19 protein-coding genes are annotated in these 18,275 nt (G+C 43.2%); 15 read left to right on the plus strand and 4 right to left on the minus strand.

Features of this window, described 5'->3' with window-relative positions; translation table 11 throughout:
* The 6 genes from HMPREF1154_RS11435 to HMPREF1154_RS11460 all read left to right on the plus strand — a co-directional run.
* On the plus strand, window positions 1-668 hold a 668-nt coding region (locus HMPREF1154_RS11435; protein WP_009642777.1), incomplete at its 5' end, for a T9SS type B sorting domain-containing protein.
* A gap of 299 nt (window positions 669-967) precedes the next feature.
* Entirely contained in the window at window positions 968-2,038 is a 1,071-nt protein-coding gene (gene atpB, locus HMPREF1154_RS11440) for a F0F1 ATP synthase subunit A (protein WP_009642762.1), read from the plus strand.
* Between the two features lie 58 nt (window positions 2,039-2,096).
* Entirely contained in the window at window positions 2,097-2,297 is a 201-nt protein-coding gene (gene atpE / locus HMPREF1154_RS11445) for an ATP synthase F0 subunit C (protein WP_009642766.1), read from the plus strand.
* A gap of 92 nt (window positions 2,298-2,389) precedes the next feature.
* Window positions 2,390-2,881 carry a F0F1 ATP synthase subunit B gene (gene atpF, locus HMPREF1154_RS11450; protein WP_009642767.1) on the plus strand — a complete coding sequence of 164 codons (492 nt, stop codon included), beginning with the start codon at window positions 2,390-2,392 and terminating at the stop codon, window positions 2,879-2,881.
* Complete coding sequence (atpH, locus tag HMPREF1154_RS11455) at window positions 2,878-3,426, plus strand: ATP synthase F1 subunit delta (RefSeq protein WP_009642761.1); 549 nt, start codon at window positions 2,878-2,880, stop codon at window positions 3,424-3,426. The genes atpF and atpH overlap by 4 nt, the downstream gene beginning before the upstream one ends.
* A 130-nt stretch (window positions 3,427-3,556) precedes the next feature.
* Window positions 3,557-4,723: an MFS transporter gene (locus HMPREF1154_RS11460; RefSeq protein WP_198004489.1), complete on the plus strand. Its 1,167-nt coding sequence runs from the start codon at window positions 3,557-3,559 to the stop codon at window positions 4,721-4,723.
* Between the two features lie 87 nt (window positions 4,724-4,810).
* Here HMPREF1154_RS11460 and HMPREF1154_RS11465 read toward each other — a convergent pair whose 3' ends face one another.
* The gene (locus HMPREF1154_RS11465) at window positions 4,811-5,224 is read right to left on the minus strand and encodes a hypothetical protein (RefSeq protein WP_009642764.1); all 414 of its coding nucleotides are present in this window, start codon (window positions 5,222-5,224) and stop codon (window positions 4,811-4,813) included.
* A 274-nt stretch (window positions 5,225-5,498) separates the two neighbouring features.
* Here HMPREF1154_RS11465 and HMPREF1154_RS11470 point away from each other — a divergent pair, with 274 nt between their 5' ends.
* From HMPREF1154_RS11470 to HMPREF1154_RS11505, 8 genes are all read left to right on the plus strand, one after another.
* Complete coding sequence (locus HMPREF1154_RS11470) at window positions 5,499-5,879, plus strand: hypothetical protein (RefSeq protein ID WP_034567451.1); 381 nt, start codon at window positions 5,499-5,501, stop codon at window positions 5,877-5,879.
* Window positions 5,880-5,933: 54 nt separating this feature from the next.
* Window positions 5,934-6,833 carry a hypothetical protein gene (locus tag HMPREF1154_RS11475; RefSeq protein WP_009642763.1) on the plus strand — a complete coding sequence of 300 codons (900 nt, stop codon included), beginning with the start codon at window positions 5,934-5,936 and terminating at the stop codon, window positions 6,831-6,833.
* A gap of 294 nt (window positions 6,834-7,127) precedes the next feature.
* Window positions 7,128-7,361, plus strand: coding sequence for a hypothetical protein (locus HMPREF1154_RS11480; protein WP_009642776.1), 234 nt, complete (start codon window positions 7,128-7,130; stop codon window positions 7,359-7,361).
* A gap of 73 nt (window positions 7,362-7,434) precedes the next feature.
* Window positions 7,435-8,136: a 3'-5' exonuclease gene (locus tag HMPREF1154_RS11485; RefSeq protein ID WP_009642770.1), complete on the plus strand. Its 702-nt coding sequence runs from the start codon at window positions 7,435-7,437 to the stop codon at window positions 8,134-8,136.
* A gap of 271 nt (window positions 8,137-8,407) precedes the next feature.
* Window positions 8,408-9,997: a hypothetical protein gene (locus HMPREF1154_RS11490; protein ID WP_009642773.1), complete on the plus strand. Its 1,590-nt coding sequence runs from the start codon at window positions 8,408-8,410 to the stop codon at window positions 9,995-9,997.
* 103 nt (window positions 9,998-10,100) lie between these two features.
* Complete coding sequence (locus HMPREF1154_RS11495; RefSeq protein ID WP_009642772.1) at window positions 10,101-10,862, plus strand: BT1926 family outer membrane beta-barrel protein; 762 nt, start codon at window positions 10,101-10,103, stop codon at window positions 10,860-10,862.
* Between the two features lie 165 nt (window positions 10,863-11,027).
* Entirely contained in the window at window positions 11,028-13,208 is a 2,181-nt protein-coding gene (locus HMPREF1154_RS11500) for a glutamine synthetase III family protein (protein WP_009642769.1), read from the plus strand.
* Between the two features lie 174 nt (window positions 13,209-13,382).
* Window positions 13,383-14,162: a class I SAM-dependent methyltransferase gene (locus tag HMPREF1154_RS11505; protein ID WP_009642765.1), complete on the plus strand. Its 780-nt coding sequence runs from the start codon at window positions 13,383-13,385 to the stop codon at window positions 14,160-14,162.
* A gap of 54 nt (window positions 14,163-14,216) precedes the next feature.
* On the opposite strand, the gene HMPREF1154_RS11510 is transcribed toward HMPREF1154_RS11505, so the two are convergent.
* Window positions 14,217-15,794: a phosphoethanolamine transferase gene (locus HMPREF1154_RS11510; RefSeq protein ID WP_009642771.1), complete on the minus strand. Its 1,578-nt coding sequence runs from the start codon at window positions 15,792-15,794 to the stop codon at window positions 14,217-14,219.
* 280 nt (window positions 15,795-16,074) lie between these two features.
* Between HMPREF1154_RS11510 and HMPREF1154_RS11515 the strand changes: the two genes are divergently transcribed.
* A complete protein-coding gene (locus tag HMPREF1154_RS11515) occupies window positions 16,075-17,211 on the plus strand; it encodes a trans-sulfuration enzyme family protein (RefSeq protein WP_009642779.1) in 1,137 nt (378 codons plus the stop codon).
* 96 nt (window positions 17,212-17,307) lie between these two features.
* On the opposite strand, the gene HMPREF1154_RS11520 is transcribed toward HMPREF1154_RS11515, so the two are convergent.
* Both HMPREF1154_RS11520 and HMPREF1154_RS11525 read right to left on the minus strand, forming a co-directional pair.
* Complete coding sequence (locus HMPREF1154_RS11520; RefSeq protein ID WP_009642774.1) at window positions 17,308-17,508, minus strand: hypothetical protein; 201 nt, start codon at window positions 17,506-17,508, stop codon at window positions 17,308-17,310.
* A 79-nt stretch (window positions 17,509-17,587) separates the two neighbouring features.
* Complete coding sequence (locus tag HMPREF1154_RS11525; protein ID WP_009642775.1) at window positions 17,588-17,770, minus strand: hypothetical protein; 183 nt, start codon at window positions 17,768-17,770, stop codon at window positions 17,588-17,590.
* Window positions 17,771-18,275: the final 505 nt, after the last annotated feature.

Genomic DNA, 18,275 nt, shown 5'->3' on the forward strand with positions numbered 1-18,275 from the left:
CCATGTCGGATGCACCGCTTTGTGAGTCAGTACGCGACTTGAACATAGAGTACTATCCACCGGTGAAGATAACCAATACAAGTATCTCTAACGACTTGAACCTCTTGAAGGTGAAGGTAGAAGGAGGTAAGGAGCGATACACGGTATACTTCTGCTCAGCACAGTACCATACGGCAGAGGAAGCCAAGAGCCACTATGTACAGAAGGTAGAGGATGTGAAGGCAGGCGATGAGGTAACTTACTTTGTACAGAAGACAGACTATGAAGAAGAGAACCCAGATACGGGCAAGGTAGAGAAGAAGATACGTGTATATGTAGAGGACAGCAAGGGCGAGCTTAAGGAAGAGAATGGAGGCAAGGAGGCCTGCGGACATTCGGTATTCTTGTACAAAGAGTTTGTGGATGTAGTGATACCAAACTACTTCACACCGAATGGAGACGGCCAGTATGACACATGGGCACCGCTTAACTTAGCCAGCTATCCGAATGCAGAGACAGTGATCTACGATCGTTATGGACGAAAGATAGCCACCCTCAACAACAAAGAAGAGTGGGATGGTACCTACGGAGGCGAAGCCCTTCCAACAGGTGACTACTGGTTTATCCTACGCCTTAACGAACCTGATGACAACAGAACCTTCAAAGGACACTTTACCCTTTATCGTTAGTGAGAAGCGACGAGTGACAAGAGACAAATGTCCAAAGAAGGATATAACTAAAGAGAGAGACTTTCCAGGGATGGGAAGTCTCTCTTTTTTATCCCCCTTTCCCCCGAAGGGAAAAAACGTACGCTACAATGTCTGACGCCTAATAACTTGTCATTTGTCACTAGTCATTTGTCACTAGTCACTTGTCATTATTTTGCTGTTCTTAAAAAAAATAAAAAATATAAGTAAAAGTAAAAATAAAAGTGTATCTTTGTACCTCGAAATAAAATATACGCGACATCAATAATAATTACTAAAAGATGATACGAAAAATCATTAGTAAGTGGCTGTTTTTAAGTCTGTTAGTGCTTCCTTTTGCGGGGAAGGCGTCTACAGACCAGACCCCTACTGAGGGACAAGAGGAGGATTACACAAGCATAGTGATGGAACACATTGCCGATTCTCACGATTATCACTTATTTGACTGGAAAGGGCATCCTATAAGTCTCTCTTTGCCTATTATCCTTTGGACAGACCAGGGCTTGGTTACTTTCCTCTCTAGCGAATTTCATCACGATGACAAAGGAGCTGTGGTGGTGGCCAAAGGAAACCAATATTTTACGCGTGTACATGGGCAGATCTACTACACCGATGCCCAAGGACGTCTCTTCTACGATGAAAATCACCAAGTAACCAATGCACGCCCCTTGGACTTTTCTATAACCAAGAATGTATTGTTACTTTTCCTCATTGCACTGCTTATGGTGCTTGCCTTTACTTCTATAGCGCGTTCTTATAAGAAAAACCCTAAAGCCCCTAAGGGCTTGGCCAATCTTTTGGAAATGCTCATTGTCTTTGTTCGCGATGACATAGCCCGTCCTAATATAGGCGACAGAAAGTACGAGCGCTATATGCCTTATTTGCTGACAGTCTTCTTTTTGATTCTGATAGGAAACCTTTTGGGGCTGGTGCCTATTATCTCAGGTACCCTCACCAATGATATTATATTTACAGGGACATTGGCCTTGCTTACTTTTCTTATCACAACCTTCAGTGGGAATGGTCACTATTGGAAACATATCTTTGCCACTCCAGGGGTACCTGTATGGTTGGCACCTATTATGATTCCTGTGGAAGTGATTGGGATGCTCACCAAGCCTTTCTCTCTTATGATCCGACTTTTCGCCAATATTACCGCGGGGCATATCATTATCTTGAGCCTCGTAGGGCTTATCTTTACCTTTAAGACTGTACTAGTCTCTCCAGTATCGGTAGCCTTTGCGCTCTTTATTAGTATCTTGGAGCTATTGGTGGCCTTTATCCAAGCCTATGTCTTCACCTTGCTTTCTGCCTTGTTCATAGGAGGCGCAGTAGCCGAAGAACATCACTAAGATAGAGAAAGAATATTCTAAAAACAAGTAAACATTAATACATTAAATAAATTAAATTATGGGATTAGCAGGAATTGGAGCTGGTATTGCAGCTCTTGCAGCAGGAATTGGTATTGGTAGAATTGGTTCTTCCGCTATGGAAGGAATTGCTCGCCAACCAGAAGCAGCTTCTAAGATTCAGGGAGCAATGATTATTGCTGCGGCACTTATCGAAGGGGTTGCCCTCTTCGCTGTGGTAGTTGCTTTAGTAAAAGCTTAAGCCGCAGACAAGGAATACCGTTCTGTAACGGTTGGTTACAGAACGGTTCTTTAAAACCAAGAAATCATTACGAAAAAGAAAAATAAAAATACATGAATATCATCCATCCTGAAAGTCTTAGTTTTTGGACACTGATTGTCTTTGTTTGCTTATTACTCTTACTTCGAGCCTTTGCTTGGAAGCCGATTCTCAAGGCCTTGAAAGAGCGTGAAACCTCTATCAATAATGCTTTGGAGGCTGCCGATAAGGCCAAGGCAGAAATGGCTAACCTACAGGCAGACAATGAGAAACTCTTGGCCGAGGCACGACAAGAGCGTGAGGCCATCCTCAAGGAAGCTCGCGAGATCAAGGAACGTATTGTCTCTCAGGCCAAAGACGAAGCTCTCGAAGCAAGTGAAAAGCTACTTGCCCATGCCAAAGCCTCTATAGAGAGTGAAAAGAAAATGGCTATAGCTGATATCAAACAGCAGATCGCCAACATTTCTCTGGATATTGCCAAGAAAGTGCTTACCAAGGAACTCGCCTCAGAGGTGAAACAAGAGAAACTCGTAGAAAGTTTGTTGAACGAAATTAACATCAAATGATAAACTCCAGCAAAGTAGCCAAGCGATATGCCAAAGCGCTTTTAGACTATAGTATAGAGAAGCACGAGGAAGATAACTTTGTTCAAGAGATATCCTCCTTGGTAGAGGTCGTACGTGAGAACCCAGACCTTCGAGCACTCTTGCACTCTCCTATAGTGAGAATGGAGATAAAGCATAAGGTGCTACAAGAAGTCTTCTCTCAGCGTTCGGCTATACTGAACCTTTTGATAGAGATACTGGTGGAAAATAAGCGTGTTTCTGACCTTTATGATATAGCACGCGAGTATGTGATCCAGTACAATCGTTATAAGGGAAAAACTACCGCATACCTAACCACTGCTGTGGAACTGCCCGAAAGCCTTAAAGCACAGTTTGTCCAGAAGGCCATTGCCCTGAGTGGTGGTAAAAAGATCACTTTGGAGAGTAGAGTAGAGCCACAGCTTATCGGAGGCTTTATCCTCCGTATAGATGACTTGCAGTACAATGCAAGTATCGCTCATAAGCTATATGGAATCAAAGAGCAATTGAGTGAGAACGTTTATTAAAGTTTATACAAGTGTTTGCAAGAGGCTATCCGAGGGGGTAGCCTCTTATTTTTTTGCAAAAAAAATTTTTCTTTCTTGACTTTTGTCAGGAAAGTTGTAATTTTGCAGCCCTTTTTAAATAGATAAACCAATGAAAATGATACGCCAACTTTTCCCCTTAGCCATAGGAGGGATCGCCTTAGGAAGTACCGAATTTATGCCTATGGGGCTTATGCGCACCATGGGGGAGAGCCTTGCCCTGAGTGATAGTCAGGTGGGGCGCTTTATTGCGGCCTATGCCATAGGAGTGGTGGTAGGAGCCCCTACCCTTGTGGGGCTGAGTACTCGCTTTCAGCCTCAGCGAGTGCTTATTACTCTTATGTTGCTCTTTACCCTTTTTAACGGGCTTTTTGCGGTGATGCCATCATATTCGTTACTATTGGTATCTCGCTTTTTTTCGGGGCTGCCCCATGGAGCTTTCTTTGGGGTGGGAGCGATTGTAGCCAAGCAACTGGCGCCCAAGGACAAGGAGGCTATGGCTATTTCAGTTATGTTTGGTGGGCTGACTATAGCCAACTTGCTAGTGATTCCACTATTTACCCACTTGGGGACGATACTAGGTTGGCGCCCTGTGATGGGTATGATAGCCGCTTTGGGGCTTATCACCGCTTCTTGTATTTTCTTGTTTTTGCCAAAGGTAGATTATGATAAGGATAAGACCCTTTGGAAGGAGTTGCAGCACTTCTTTTCGGTGCCTTCCATGCTATTGCTTGTCATTACAGCTTTGGGTTGTGGGGGATTGTTCTCATGGCTGAGCTATATAGAGCCGCTGATGCTGGATCATGCAGGATTGCCTAAGAGTCAAATGCCTACGCTGATGATAGTAGTGGGATTGGGTATGGTAGTAGGGAATTTCTTTGGTGGTTGGCTTACTGATAAGTTACACTTGGTACGCGCCAGTGTTATCGTCTTTATTGCCATGATCAGCGTTTTGGTTATCGTATTTTTCTTCTCTCACCTACTTTGGTTGGCCTGGGGCTTGACTTTTGTCTGTGCCGTGGTGGCCATGTCGGTAGGAGCGCCGCTGAATATGATGATGTTCCGTGTGTCTCCTCAAGCCCAAATGATGGGGGCTGCCTTTATGCAGGCTGCCTTTAACTTGGCCAATACGCTAGGAGCCTACCTCGGAGGTAAGCCTTTAGACCACGGATATACAGCCAATTACCCATCTCTGGTAGGGGCAGGTATGGCTTCAGCAGGATTCCTCTGCGCTATTTTTCTATATACCAAGTACGGAAAACTCTTTAGAAATGATTAATGCCACTAATGATTAATGCCACTAATGATCAATGATTAATGCCACTAATGATAATGGCATTAATCATTAATCATTAATCATTAATCATTAAAAGAAGCTATCGAGCATATCTCCATATTCTTTTTTAGTTCTGGTAATCAGTGCTCGTGCGATACCCAAGTTGGCTTTTTCTCTGTCTAAAGCAGTGATGGAGAAGAATTTTCCTTGTCCAGAGACCATCATCATGAAGGTGATTTTGTTGGTTTCGATAAGCACAAAGTCTAATTCCAATGTCCCCAAAGTTTTGATGCTAGATACCACTTGCTTTATCTGATTGATAATGGTAAGGTGAAAGGCAGAACCCTGTTCTATGAGTTTTGCAACCTCGTCATTACCAGAGGCCTTGGCCAAGGTAGTCCCATCGGCACAGCTTAGGATTCCATAAAAAAGAAAACCAGATAGTTCATGTCGGATTTCTTCACAATGTTTGTTGAGTAGTTCTTGTAATTCTGCTCCTGTCATGGCTAATGTGTTTTTAAGTTCATGCAAATCTACATTTTTTTTTTAAAATAGAGGCTATATATTTTGTTATTTTTTTGTGATTTTGTATATTTAACACCCCTAGAGAAGTTGTATTTTTTATCTTTGTCGGCTGATATGTATAGGCACTTGTAAGAGAAAGAGTTAGAGGGGTGTGTTATAGGTTTCTTTTATAATATAGGGAAGAACTATTGGTTTGTGTTCCTAAGGTGTTAAAAATGCGTTGGATGTCCTTTTTTTTGCTATCTTTGTAGCGATGAAAAAGGCAGCCCGTAGCATAGCGATTCTCCTGAGCGTTGTCTTCTTGTGCAATGCGATACTTAGCGGATATTACCTCTCGTATTTTCTGCTAAGCAAGGGGGCTTTTGTGGCTGCTTATTGCCAGAATAAAGCGCGCCCGCAGCTGCATTGTGAGGGTGCCTGCAAGTTTGCCCAGCTGACCAAAGAGCAAACCGATGCGCCTGTTTCCCAGCAGAAGGTCTTTACCTTGCTTGAGGTCTTCTTTCAGGAGATTCCCCAGTGGGAGTTAGCCGATTTTCCTATCCATGTGAGTCATTGCTATTATTATACTTCTCTTACTATGCAAGAGGTCACATTCTCTTGGCTACACCCTCCCATTATGGCAATCAATGGTTAAAACTACAACCCTATAACCAATGAATTCCATAATTAATTCTAAATTTAAAATCCAATGAAAAAAATCAAATATATCTTAGTAGCAGCCATGGCTGTTGCTACACTATTCTCTTGTAAAAAAGATGATGATAAGCCCGCACCCGTCCCAGTGCCTACACCAGAAGCACCTAAAACTGTAGCTGAGGCCAAAACAGATGATAAAGAAAAGGCCTATACCGTACGCCTACAAAATACAACAGGTACTTTTGTCATGGGCTATAACGACCTAACCCTTTCTGTTTTGGATGCCGCAGGTAAGGAAGTGGCAGTGGAAGCGGCTACTTTCACTCCTTGGATGGATATGTTCAAGGGTGATGGCAAAGGTGGTTTCTCCAAAGAGATCATGCACACCCATACTTGCCCCCATACTGCTTTGGCCAAAGAAGGTAATGTATGGAAGTCACAAGTACTCTTCCAAATGGTAACAGGCCCTTCAGGGGTGTGGTTTGGTACTATTACTTTTAAGGTAGCTGGTAAGGATTACGAGCTTAAGCGCTTAGACTTTGAGGTAAAACCACAGACTAACAAAGCCTTAGGTACAGTGAACCGCTTTAAGCTCTTCTCTGAGACTAAGCCTAAGGGACAGGCGCACCTCTATGCCTTAGTGGCTCCTGAAAGCCCCAAAGTAGGTGAAAACGAAATCGCCTTAGGTATTTGGAAAATGGAAAGCATGAAGAACTTCCCTAAAGTAACCGACTGGACTGTGGAAGTAAGTGTGAAGGCTAAGGATGGTGCAGAAGTGCTTTCTACCGCTACTCTCCGTTACGAACGTGATTTCTATCGTGGTAAAGTCTCTTATCCTAAAGCAGGCGCATACACTCTCTCCTACACCCTCAAGGACGCCCAAGGAAATGCAATACAACCAAAGAATAATGATGGAGTAGACACTACATTAGGAACAGAGATTCAGTTCTAATAAGCCAATTTGTCAATGAGGTAAATGGTCTTATTAGCTAATTGTTGGCAAATTGATAAATTCTATAATAGAATAGAAAAAAATGATACAAATCTATTGTTATGAGAGAAAATTGTCGTACCTTTGCACCCGAAAACAAAGGGGAAATAAATTGTTTTTCATATATTAGATTTTGTGGTTAGAATTGGTAAAAGAGAGCGCAAGCTCTCTTTTATTTTTTGTGTATATTGCTATTTGTTATTAAATGTTGTATCTTTGCGGGAGAATTAATCATCAATCATTATACCAACAGTATTGCCACTTGCGACTCCTCGTTTTCTTACAGATGAACAGGGAAATACACTCTATGCAGTATTGCCAATAGAGGAATATAATCATCTGATAAATATAGCCAAATACTATCAACAGGACGATGATAACCTCACTGCAGAGGATCTTAGAAAGATAGCTGCTGCAAGAGAACAAGCAAAACAAGGATTAGGTATCAGCAGTGAAGAAGTACATAGAAAAGTAAAAGAACTGAAATGAAGAAAAGAAAGTCTTGATGCTTACTTGTTATGGTCATTATGATGATTAACAATTAACAATTAACAATTGACAATTGACAAATATCCTATTCTTAGACATAGAAACCGTTCCCCTATACCCTTCTTATAGCCAGGCGCCACTGGAGGCGCAAGTGCTATGGGAGGAGAAGACGCGCTATATACGTGGGGAGACCTCGGCCGAGGATTACTACCCTCGAGCGGGGATATGGGCGGAGTTTGGCAAGATTGTCTGCATCTCGGTAGGCTACCTAAGAATAATCGACGGCAAGCGACAGTTCCGCTTGCGCTCTTTTTCGGGAGAGGAACCAGAGATTCTCGTGGCCTTCTCTAGGCTCTTGCAGGAGCACTTCAGTGGGCCGCACAACCTGCTGGCTGCCCACAATGGCAAGGAGTTTGATTTCCCCTTTATCGCTCGCCGCCTTCTGGTGCAGGGACTGCCTATCCCTAAGATGCTACAATATTATGGAAAGAAACCCTGGGAGGTGCCTCACTTGGACACCTTGGAACTGTGGAAGTTTGGCGACTACAAGCACTACACCTCTCTTAAGCTCTTGGCCTATACCCTTGGGATTCCCTCCCCCAAGGACGACATAGACGGCAGCGAAGTCATGCGCGTATATTATGTAGAGCAAGATATAGCGCGTATCCGCCGCTACTGCGAGCGTGACACCCTTACCGTTGCCCAAATCCTGCTAAGGATGCGAGGAGAACCACTGCTTAGCGAAGAAGAAACTTTTATAGTGACAAGTGACTAGTGCTAGAGGCAAATGACTAGTGACAAATTGCCTCATTAGGGTGTTGAAAAACAAGTAAAATTTATAAATTTCGTTAAGTAGTAAAAATATTCTTATTTTACAGAAATAATAGCTACAAAAATATTTTATTTCAGGATAAAAAACTATTTTAAATTTTTGTTTTTTCAAATATAATTTATAAATTTGCTTCCGTAAAATTACATGAAAAAAACATGTAGCTTTATAATATTGTATATAATCGTTTAATAATTAATATTTAATTCTAAAAAAGATGAGAAAAAAAATTACCTCACTTAGTGTGCTCCTGCTCTCTGGAGCATTCCTTCTTACTTCCTGCGTAAAGGATGAAGAACTCGAAAGCACAAAAAATCTTCGCACAGCTAAAGAAACTCGCGAAGCAGAAAAACTTGCTGAAGAAAAAGCCTTAGCAGATCTTGAAAAGAAAAAACAAGAGCTTGCTAACAGCAAAGAAGAATTTAGTCAACTAACAGCAAAACAAGCACAGATTAACGATCTTTTAACACAACAAAAAAATGCTATTGATGGCCTTAGAAATGCTGAAAGCGCTGTAAAAGGAGCTGAAGCAGCTATTACAGCAGCTAACAATGAAAAAGCAGACCTAGTGGCAGCTAAGACACAAGTAGAAGAAAACTACAACTTGGCAAAAGCTGCTGCAGAGCGCAATTTGGAAGCTAACCAACGTGGACAAGTAGCCGTACAAAAAGAACTTGAGATACTAAACAATACTACTCTTGGAGATAATGTAGTAGAGCTTAGTAATCAATTGGCTGAGAAGAAGTCACAATTGGAAGTATTAGAAAAAGAATTGGCTGTTGCTCAAGATGCTTATGACAATGCAAGAGCTGCTGCTAAAAAAGCAGTTACTAATGACTTATTGGCTACTACTTTATTCTCTACTTTGTATGGTGTAGAAGACTATGTATATAGTGCAAAATATAGTACAATTACTTATCCTTATGATGAGAGTACATATATCAATGTGTCCAATTTCCTCAAAAATGTCAACTATATTTCTCCTTTGGATTATGAAAGCCAAACAAGAACTGCTTTTATAAATAGAAATGTTCCTGTTTCAAGAGATGGTAGCGCAACAAAACCTGTAAAACAAGGATATACTTATTCAGAAGAGCTTGCTTTTAAAGCATTAGAAGTACAAAACTTGCCTGATTTGCTAAATGATATAGAAGGAAAGATTGCCGCAGCGACTACTCCTGTAACAGCAGCCGAAGCAGCAGTAGCTTCAGCAAGAGCAGCCTTAGCAGCAGATCCTACAAATGTTGGGCTACAAACAGCGCTAACAAATGCTCAAAATGATTTAACAACTAAGCAACAAAAATTAAATAAAGTACGTACCGCTCAAGCAAAGAGAAGAGAGGCTTATACTGCTTTGAGTACAGCTGCTAATATCACAGCAGCCAATGATGTACTTGCTGCCTTCAATAACAAACTTGCTGATTTGGCAGACAAATATGCAGTTCTAAAGGTTGCTGAAGTTAAGTGGTATGTTTTAAATGCTGAAATATCTGCTTTGAGAACTTTAGGAGCTACTACTCTAGTACAAAACGATGGGACATTAGAATCTACTTCTAAAGCTGCAAGAGTAAAAGCACTTAATGAAAAATTAGCTATCTTAAAAGCTGAAGAAGCTAGACTTAAAGATGCTATATCTAATAGCAGTAGAGCAGCTCTTAACACCAATGAAAGAAATACAGCAGCTAAAGATGCTACTGTAGCTCTTCAGACAGCTATAAAAACAAACCAAGAATCTTTGGTAGCTTTCTATACAGCTCAACTTAACTACGTGAAAGCTCAACTTACTGCTCTTGGCGTACAACAATAAGAAAGTGGGGAATAATTAAAGGAATTTTAATAACAGAAAGTGGGCTTCCTCACCACTTTCAGGAGTCACTTTCTGTTATTATCTAATCTTAAAAAAAGTACAGATGAAAATAACAAAACTTTTAGCTATCGCCCTTCTTCCTACTTTATGGTCTTACACGCAAGCACAAGAGCAAACCACAGAGCCTACAACCTCTGCTGAGCCTGCTGGAGAGGAAGCGGTAAGCTCTCCACTTAAGAACAAGGTAAGCCTTGCTGCTACCCTTAGCTATAACAACTACCTTACAGCGCCTGCACCTGCACCTGCTCTTTCACATGCAGTTGCCGCTCCTGTGGCTAACTGGACAGAGAAAAATGCACTTGTAGGAGTGGATGGTAACTGGTTCTTCTCCAATACTTGGAAACTGAACTTTTCTGCAGGATTTAACTTTACCAAAAATCCTGGTTATAGCAAGAAAACAGGGGTAGGTACAGTAATACCAGAATACGCTACAGTGCCTTCGTCTCATTCCTTTGGAGCTGTAGTATCCTTAGGTGCAGATCGCTACTTCCATGCCAAAAGCAACCAAAATTTTGTATGGTATGTAGGGCCACGTGTAGGCTTCGCCTATGTTAATAGTGCAGCAAACTATGAGGAGGCTTACTCCCAAGCGGAAGCTTTCAATGCTCGTATCGCCGCTACAGTAGGAGCTGACTACTACTTAGTAGAAAATACCTTCTTTGTAGGCGTACAAATAGATCCGCTTGCTTATACCTATGGGGTACACACTATTAAGCCACAACCTAACGTAGGAAGTCGCTCTGCCGACAACCATAACTTCAGTGTTTTGGCTGCACCAACCCTTAAGATAGGCTTTACTTTCTAAGAAAGAACGGCATAATTAACGACTAATGACTAATGACAAGTGATCATCATTTGTTATTAGTCATTTGTCGTTTGTCACTTGTCATTATTTTCGTATATTTGCAGAGCGATAGAAAGTTCAAAACTCAAGACTTAAAACTCAAAACTCAAAACTAATTATCAATATATGTTACGCTTTACTGCCTTAGCTGAAGTGCAAAAGAAACAACCCGTAGAGGTGGCCGAGAGGGGCCGTGCTTCGGAGCTATTTGCCTGCAATGTCTTCCATGAGGAGGCGATGCGCCAGCGTATGACACGCGAGGCCTTCGAGAGTGTGATGGCCTCCATTCGTAAGGGCTGCAAGATAGACCGCCATGTGGCCGATCAGGTGGCCACAGCCATGCGTGATTGGGCGATCAGCCGCGGGGCTACTCACTATACCCATTGGTTCCAACCCCTCACTGGGGGTACGGCCGAAAAGCATGATGCCTTTTTCGAGCCTATCGCGGGCAACCGCGCCATAGAACAGTTCTCAGGAAACCAGCTCGTACAACAGGAGTCCGATGCTTCTAGCTTTCCCAACGGAGGTATCCGCAATACCTTTGAGGCACGTGGCTATACGGCTTGGGATCCGTCCTCTCCCCCCTTTGTCTATGGCTCAGTGCTGTGTATCCCGACCATCTTCATCGCTTATACAGGGGAGGCCTTGGACAATAAAACCCCCTTGCTCAAAGCCCTCATGGCTGTGGACAAGGCTGCCACGGAGGTTGCGCGCTACTTTGACCCCGCGGTGGAGAGCGTAGCCAATACCCTAGGGTGTGAGCAGGAATATTTCCTTATTGATAAAACCCTTATGGCTACCCGCCCCGACCTACTCATCACAGGGCGTACGCTCTTGGGGCACGAGGCAGCCAAAGGGCAACAACTCGAAGACCACTATCTAGGGGCTATTCCCTCCCGCGTATTGGCATATATGCGCGATTTGGAACAGGAATGCCTTATGGTGGGTATCCCCGTCAAGACCCGACATAATGAGGTGGCACCCAGTCAGTTCGAAGTGGCACCTATCTTCACCGAGGCCAACCTCGCGGTAGATCAAAATGCCCTACTGATGCACCTGATGCGCAAAGTAGCAGAACGACATGGCTTTGCTGTGCTTTTCCATGAAAAACCCTTCGCTGGGGTCAATGGATCGGGCAAGCATAACAACTGGTCGCTGGTGACCAACACGGGGGTGAATCTGCTTTCTCCTGGCAAGAGTCCTTCGAGCAACCTGCAATTCCTCACCTTCTTCCTCTGTACAATTAAGGCTGTACATAGGTACGAACCGCTTCTGAGGGCTTCGATAGCTTCGGCAACTAACGACTACCGCTTGGGTGCCAATGAGGCGCCCCCTGCGATTGTCTCCGTCTTCATAGGGGCACTACTGACCCAAGTGCTCGACGGTCTACAACAGGCACAGGGCAAGGACTTCATCCAGAAGAACAAGGACGAGCTAAGGCTCAATGTAGTGGGCAAAATCCCCGACCTTTTCCTTGATACTACCGACCGCAACCGTACTTCGCCTTTTGCCTTTACAGGCAACAAGTTTGAGTTCCGCGCCGTGGGGTCCAATGCCAACTGTGGCAAACCTATGATGGTACTCAACACCATGGTGGCCAAGCAGCTGACCGACTTCAAGCGAGAGGTGGATGCGCTGCTTAAAGCGGGTAATAAGAAAGTGAAGAAAGAAGATGCCATTCTCAAGGTGCTACAGGGCTATGCCCAGAGTATCAAGCCCATTCTCTTCGAAGGAGACGGCTATAGCAAGGCTTGGGAGGAAGAAGCTCAAAAGCGTGGCCTAAGCAACCACAAGACTACCCCCGACGCCCTCAAAGAGAACATCACCGAGAAGGCCATCGCCCTCTTTACCGAAATGCAGGTACTCAGCCCTGTGGAGCTACATGCCCGCTACGATATCGCCTTGGAAGAGTATATCAAGACCGTACAGATAGAGGCAAGGGTATTAGGAGACATAGCCCGTAACCATATCGTCCCCACTGCGGTGCGCTACCAGAATATACTGATAGAGAACGTGAGAGGACTTAAGGAGATTTTCGGTGAGCACTTCCAAGAAGTAGCCTTCGAGCAGTTAGACCTTATAGAGCATATCTCCGAACATATCAAGGGCATCCATAGCAAGGTATCCGAAATGGTAGAGGCACGCAAGCGCATCAATAAGCTTGCTGATTTGGAGGCCAAAGCTCAGGCCTATTGCCAAGAGATTAAGCCCTTCTTTGAGCAAATCCGCCGCCACTGCGACAAACTGGAACTGATGGTAGATGACGAGCTTTGGACAATGACCAAGTATAGAGAACTACTTTTTTAGTGACAAGTGACGAGTGACAAGTGACAAGTGACGAGTGACAAGTGACGAGTGACAAATGACGTGTGATTAGTCGTTAGTCACTCGTCTCTTGTCATTAATTGTTGTTTTTGTTTAAAATAAATAAAGATTATTCGGTCTTTTTTCGTATCTTTGTGGCATGAAAAATCATGCATTATGAATACCGAAAATAAATTCAATGAGCACCAGGGGCACTGGATGCTCGCCAAATTGGGTAAACGTGTATTGCGCCCAGGGGGGAGAGAACTCACCGAAAAACTTATTGCGGGGCTTAAAATTACTCCCGAAGATGATATAGTGGAATTTGCCCCAGGTTTGGGGTTTACGGCCAATATAGCCTGTGGTTATCGTCCTAAAAGCTATACGGGAGTGGATCTGAATGATCAGGCAGCTACCATTGCACGCAAACGTATCAAGTACGACAAGGCAAAGATCATCAATGCCAATGCAGCTCAAAGCACCCTCCCCGATGCCTATGCCGATAGGGTATATGGCGAGGCTATGCTCACCATGCAGCCTCTTGATCAGAAAAAGGCCATCATAGCCGAGGCCTTCCGTATCCTCAAGAGTGGCGGCTATTATGGTATACATGAGCTGGGTATCAAGCCCGATGAGGTCTCTGAAGAGATTAAGGAAGACCTATTCAAGGAGCTAAGCGAGACCATTCGTGTACATGCCCGCCCTATGACAACAGCCGAGTGGACAGCTCTCTTGGAAGAACAAGGCTTTAAGGTAATCAAGGTAGAACACAACCCCATGCTGCTTTTGGAGCGTAGCCGTATGATTCAGGACGAAGGCTGGCTCAGGGTACTGCTGGTTACTTTCAACCTGCTACGCTTCCCTGAGATAAGAAAACGGGTCAAGAAGATGAAGGCCTGTTTCCGCAAACACCAAGAGAACCTAGATGCAGTGGCCATTATCGCCCAAAAACCTTAATTTAGTGACAAGTGACGAGTGACTAACGACTAATCACTCGTCACTAATCATTTGTCACTCGTCACTCGTCACTATCTCGTCTTCTTTCAATCCATCGAAGGGCACATTTTCATATTGGTTAAAGACCTTTAGGGTATCACTTTCTGTGGAGCGAAAATCGTAGTTGGGGCGCAGAGAAGCCTCTTGTATACCGAGCCATTGGGCAAAGCCGTCTAAGAAGTAAAAAGCCGACTTGTTTACTTTGAGTACCTTATGTGCAGCGTCATCGCTTGAGAGCAGTACAAAGGGTACCCGATAACAGGCCTTGTTGGGCGAGGTATCCCCATGGGTAAGGGAGGCAAATATGGAGGCTCTATCCTGGGTCATCAGGCCATGGTCGGAGAAATAGAGCATACTAAAGGGAGCACCTTGTCGCTGTAAGGCTTCATAGATTCCTTTTAGTAGGGTATCGGTTTGTTCGATGGTTTGGATATAAGCCGATAGCTTGCGGTTGTAATAGTCAAAATGAATGGGATGCTCTAGGCGGGCTTCAAAATTGACATGCGAACCCATGGTATGGAGGATAAAAAGGCGTGGCGAAAGGCTTTTCTGCTGGAGTGCTCGTTGTAAAAGCGGTAGCAAAATACTGTCGTGATAGTTCATAGAGGCATAGTCACCCTTTTTGGTAAATTCCTTATGGTCGCACAAGAAAGCCAGCTTAGCGATAGGTGTATCCCAATTGCCAGAGATTCCTTGGTTAGAGAACCAAAAAGTCTCAAAGCCAGCAGCCTTGGCCAGAGTAATGATATTGTTGATATAGACAAAGTCCTTTTCTCCCTTCATCTGTACAAAAGAGCGCAAGAGAGAGGCAGTGGTATTGGGGGCTGTAGCAGTATAGCCGTCAATGATTGTGCCATGCACCTTGTCCAAAAAGGGCGTATTCTCCTGAGGAAAACCATAGAGGTGCATATAGTCCTTGCGGACGCTTTCGCCTATGACCAAAACATAGTTTTGGTAAGGGGGGCTAACCTTGCTAATCTGCCAAGTGGGGGTGCCCTCTATTCCCTTGCTTAGTTCCTTCTTCATAGCTTGGTATTCCTGTATGTTGTCATAGATAGAGGCGTAAAAGGCTACAATAGCAGTACGAGAGACAGACCACTTGAAAGCGTGGTATTCTTTCATCTTAGCCAAAGGACGATAGAGGGTCAGCCCTGTGGCCAATATACCTATAACAAGTGTAACAATGGATTGCTTGCGACCGCGAGCATAGGACTTCTTTTTTCCTAAATAGAGGATATAGCCCCCAAAGAGTAGGGTAAGCAATGAAAAGGCGTAGGAATAGAGTGGAAGCGACTGGACAAACTCCTTGGATTCTTGCCAGTCTGTTTCAAAGAAAGCTCCAATCATGGTAGCAGGAGGATGCCCGAACCAGATGATCTGTGGCAGGAAGAGCACACAGGTAATCAGTACAAAAAGGAATACGGCAAAGAATGCCCAGTAGCAGAGCCTTCTGAGGGTAAGAAAAATAAAAAAGGTTGCCAATATACCATAGAAGGCAGGCCCCATATCCAGGGCAAAGGGAATCCCTACCGAAAAGATGAGTAATAGCCACTCAAAGGCATATTGCCTGAAAAAAGAACGGAGTTTAGTCATTAATAATATAGGGTTATAGGATTAAAGGGGTATAGTTTTCATAGCAATTATTTGTGGTGCAAATGTACGAAAAAATAGTTTTTAATGCGAATCAACAATTAAAACATTATTCGCATTAAGAATTGTAGCTAAGACCCTCTAACCCTTTATACTTCTACCCTAAAACATTCTATTTTTCTGCTGATTAAAATAAAATATATTTTCATTTTGCAGATTCAGAAAAAAATTGTACTTTTGCACCGACTTTTTATAAAAAACATTTATTTTAAATTGCTATCGTATGAAATTTGAAACCACTGCTATACATGGGATTCGCAATATAGGTGACCCCAATGAGAAGTGGGGTAGCTGTATCAATATGGCCTCTACCTTCCCGCTTAATGAGTTTGGAGTGACTCAAGAGTTTGAGTACAGTCGCGTCTCCAACCCTACTCGCAAGGAATTTGAAACCCTGATTGCCAAGCTGGAAAGTGGCCGACATGGGTTTGGTTTTTCCTCAGGCATGGCGGCGACTACCTCGCTTTTTACCATTTTTGAAGCGGGAGATCACTTTGTTTTTGGTTTGGATATCTATGGGGGTACCTTCCGTATTATGAAGGATGTTTTCGCCAAATTTGGTTTGGAAGCGACCTATGTGGATACGACCAACTTGGACAATATCCGAAAAGCCATACGCCCCAATACCAAAGGGATTTTTATAGAGACGCCTTCCAATCCGCTGTTGGATGTAACCGATATTCGCGGGACAGTGGCCATAGCCAAGCAGCACGGACTACTGACCATAGTGGATAACACCTTCCTCTCACCCTACTTGCAGCGTCCCTTAGAGCTAGGGGCCGATGTGGTGTTGCATAGTGCTACCAAATACCTCAGCGGACATAATGATATTATTGCAGGAGCAGTGGTTGTGAATGATGATGCCTTGGCCGAGAAAATCAGTTTTGCTCAGGTAGCCATAGGAGCACTCATCTCTCCTTTTGATAGCTGGCTGCTCATACGTAGCATCAAGACACTCAAGGTGCGTATGGACTATGCTCAAGCCAATACTCTCAAACTTATAGAGTTCCTTGAGGGACACCCTGCTGTGGAGAGGGTATATTACCCTACCCTGCCAAACAATAAAGGTAAGGCTATCCAAGAGAGCCAAGCCTTGGGAGCAGGTGCTGTATTTTCTTTCGTAATGAAGGATGAGAAGAAGGTAAAGCCGTTCTTTGAGGCGCTTCGGGTAGCCCTTTTTGCAGTGAGCTTAGGAGGCGTAGAGACACTCGTTACGCACCCCAGTACCCATACTCATACCGAGTTTCCCGAAGAAGAGAAGGTAGCCCGTGGTGTTACCCAAACCCTTGTACGTGTGGCGGTAGGCTTGGAAAATATAGAAGACTTAATTGCCGACTTTAAGCAAGCGCTCGAAAAATAATGACAAGTGACAAATGACTAGTGATAAACGACTAGTGACGAGTGACAAATGACTAATACCATAGAGGATTAGTGACTTGTCACTCGTCATTTGTTACTATTTAAGCTCTCTTTTTCTCACTTCATAGAGGGAGAAGCCTGCCGAAGCTACATTGAGCAGCGCTGTCAAGATTAAGAGGATAGTGTTCAGTAAGGGAGTTTCCCTATATACTAAGCGATAGATAATAACGGCGCAGAAGAAAACTATACAGAATATAAAGTAAAAACTTCTGGCATCTTTTCTTAAAAATGGTTTCATAGGTTATAAGATTAAAAGGTGACAAATCAACTTAGTCTTGCAAAGGTACGATTTCTAAAAGCAAAAGTCAAATAATTTTCTAAGAATTTTTTATGTTTTCTTCTTTGTGCTTTACTCTTTTATAGATTTCTGTGATACAAGAAATGGCAAAAAGAGCAAAGAAAATAGGAGCTAATACACCAGCTGACACTTCCTCATTAGGGAGCTTGAGGAAGATAAAGGGAAATAGGGCTACCAAGGAAAGGGCTAATACTTTTTTCATGATGGAATGCTTATGGGTTAATTACTCCTACAAAGATATACACAAAAAAGCAATCCTTTGAAATTTTAACTGTTTTTTATCATCTATCAATCTTAATAAACGTGAGTTCGACATAACCAAAATTATATTTCTTCTCCCACAGATTCCACGGATTTTCACAGAGAGAATAACACAACAACTAAGTATAACTCTTTAATTTCTACGGATAAATAAGGCCTTTGGCCTTATAAAAATCTGTGTAAATCGCAACAGCACAATTGCACAAACATAGAAAATCTGTGAGATTCATGAAAATCTGTGGGAGCTTTCGTTATATCGAACACACGTTAATAAACATATTGTCAATAGGATTATTATAACTTAAGTTTCGCAAGCTCTGTAATCAACTGATTCTCAAAACATCCCCCCTACCCCCCCCTCAAGGGGGGAGTTAGTAAGTGATAGAGGTTCAATAAGTTATAAAAGGGAAATTTTCTAATTTAATAAACAAATTAGACCATTTCAA

The sequence above is a fragment of the Capnocytophaga sp. CM59 genome (assembly GCF_000293175.1).
Lineage (GTDB): Bacteria > Bacteroidota > Bacteroidia > Flavobacteriales > Flavobacteriaceae > Capnocytophaga > Capnocytophaga granulosa.

What these genes read in the sequence shown, in the direction of transcription:
- HMPREF1154_RS11490 (WP_009642773.1), top strand. Translation starts at nt 8,408, where the DNA reads ATGAGAAAAAAAATTACCTCACTTAGTGTGCTCCTGCTCTCTGGAGCA.
- HMPREF1154_RS11515 (WP_009642779.1), top strand. Translation starts at nt 16,075, where the DNA reads ATGAAATTTGAAACCACTGCTATACATGGGATTCGCAATATAGGTGAC.
- atpB (WP_009642762.1), top strand. Translation starts at nt 968, where the DNA reads ATGATACGAAAAATCATTAGTAAGTGGCTGTTTTTAAGTCTGTTAGTG.
- HMPREF1154_RS11475 (WP_009642763.1), top strand. Translation starts at nt 5,934, where the DNA reads ATGAAAAAAATCAAATATATCTTAGTAGCAGCCATGGCTGTTGCTACA.
- atpE (WP_009642766.1), top strand. Translation starts at nt 2,097, where the DNA reads ATGGGATTAGCAGGAATTGGAGCTGGTATTGCAGCTCTTGCAGCAGGA.
- HMPREF1154_RS11525 (WP_009642775.1), bottom strand. Translation starts at nt 17,770, where the DNA reads ATGAAAAAAGTATTAGCCCTTTCCTTGGTAGCCCTATTTCCCTTTATC.
- HMPREF1154_RS11505 (WP_009642765.1), top strand. Translation starts at nt 13,383, where the DNA reads ATGAATACCGAAAATAAATTCAATGAGCACCAGGGGCACTGGATGCTC.
- HMPREF1154_RS11510 (WP_009642771.1), bottom strand. Translation starts at nt 15,794, where the DNA reads ATGACTAAACTCCGTTCTTTTTTCAGGCAATATGCCTTTGAGTGGCTA.
- HMPREF1154_RS11495 (WP_009642772.1), top strand. Translation starts at nt 10,101, where the DNA reads ATGAAAATAACAAAACTTTTAGCTATCGCCCTTCTTCCTACTTTATGG.
- HMPREF1154_RS11500 (WP_009642769.1), top strand. Translation starts at nt 11,028, where the DNA reads ATGTTACGCTTTACTGCCTTAGCTGAAGTGCAAAAGAAACAACCCGTA.
- HMPREF1154_RS11520 (WP_009642774.1), bottom strand. Translation starts at nt 17,508, where the DNA reads ATGAAACCATTTTTAAGAAAAGATGCCAGAAGTTTTTACTTTATATTC.
- HMPREF1154_RS11465 (WP_009642764.1), bottom strand. Translation starts at nt 5,224, where the DNA reads ATGACAGGAGCAGAATTACAAGAACTACTCAACAAACATTGTGAAGAA.
- atpH (WP_009642761.1), top strand. Translation starts at nt 2,878, where the DNA reads ATGATAAACTCCAGCAAAGTAGCCAAGCGATATGCCAAAGCGCTTTTA.
- HMPREF1154_RS11460 (WP_198004489.1), top strand. Translation starts at nt 3,557, where the DNA reads ATGAAAATGATACGCCAACTTTTCCCCTTAGCCATAGGAGGGATCGCC.
- atpF (WP_009642767.1), top strand. Translation starts at nt 2,390, where the DNA reads ATGAATATCATCCATCCTGAAAGTCTTAGTTTTTGGACACTGATTGTC.
- HMPREF1154_RS11470 (WP_034567451.1), top strand. Translation starts at nt 5,499, where the DNA reads ATGAAAAAGGCAGCCCGTAGCATAGCGATTCTCCTGAGCGTTGTCTTC.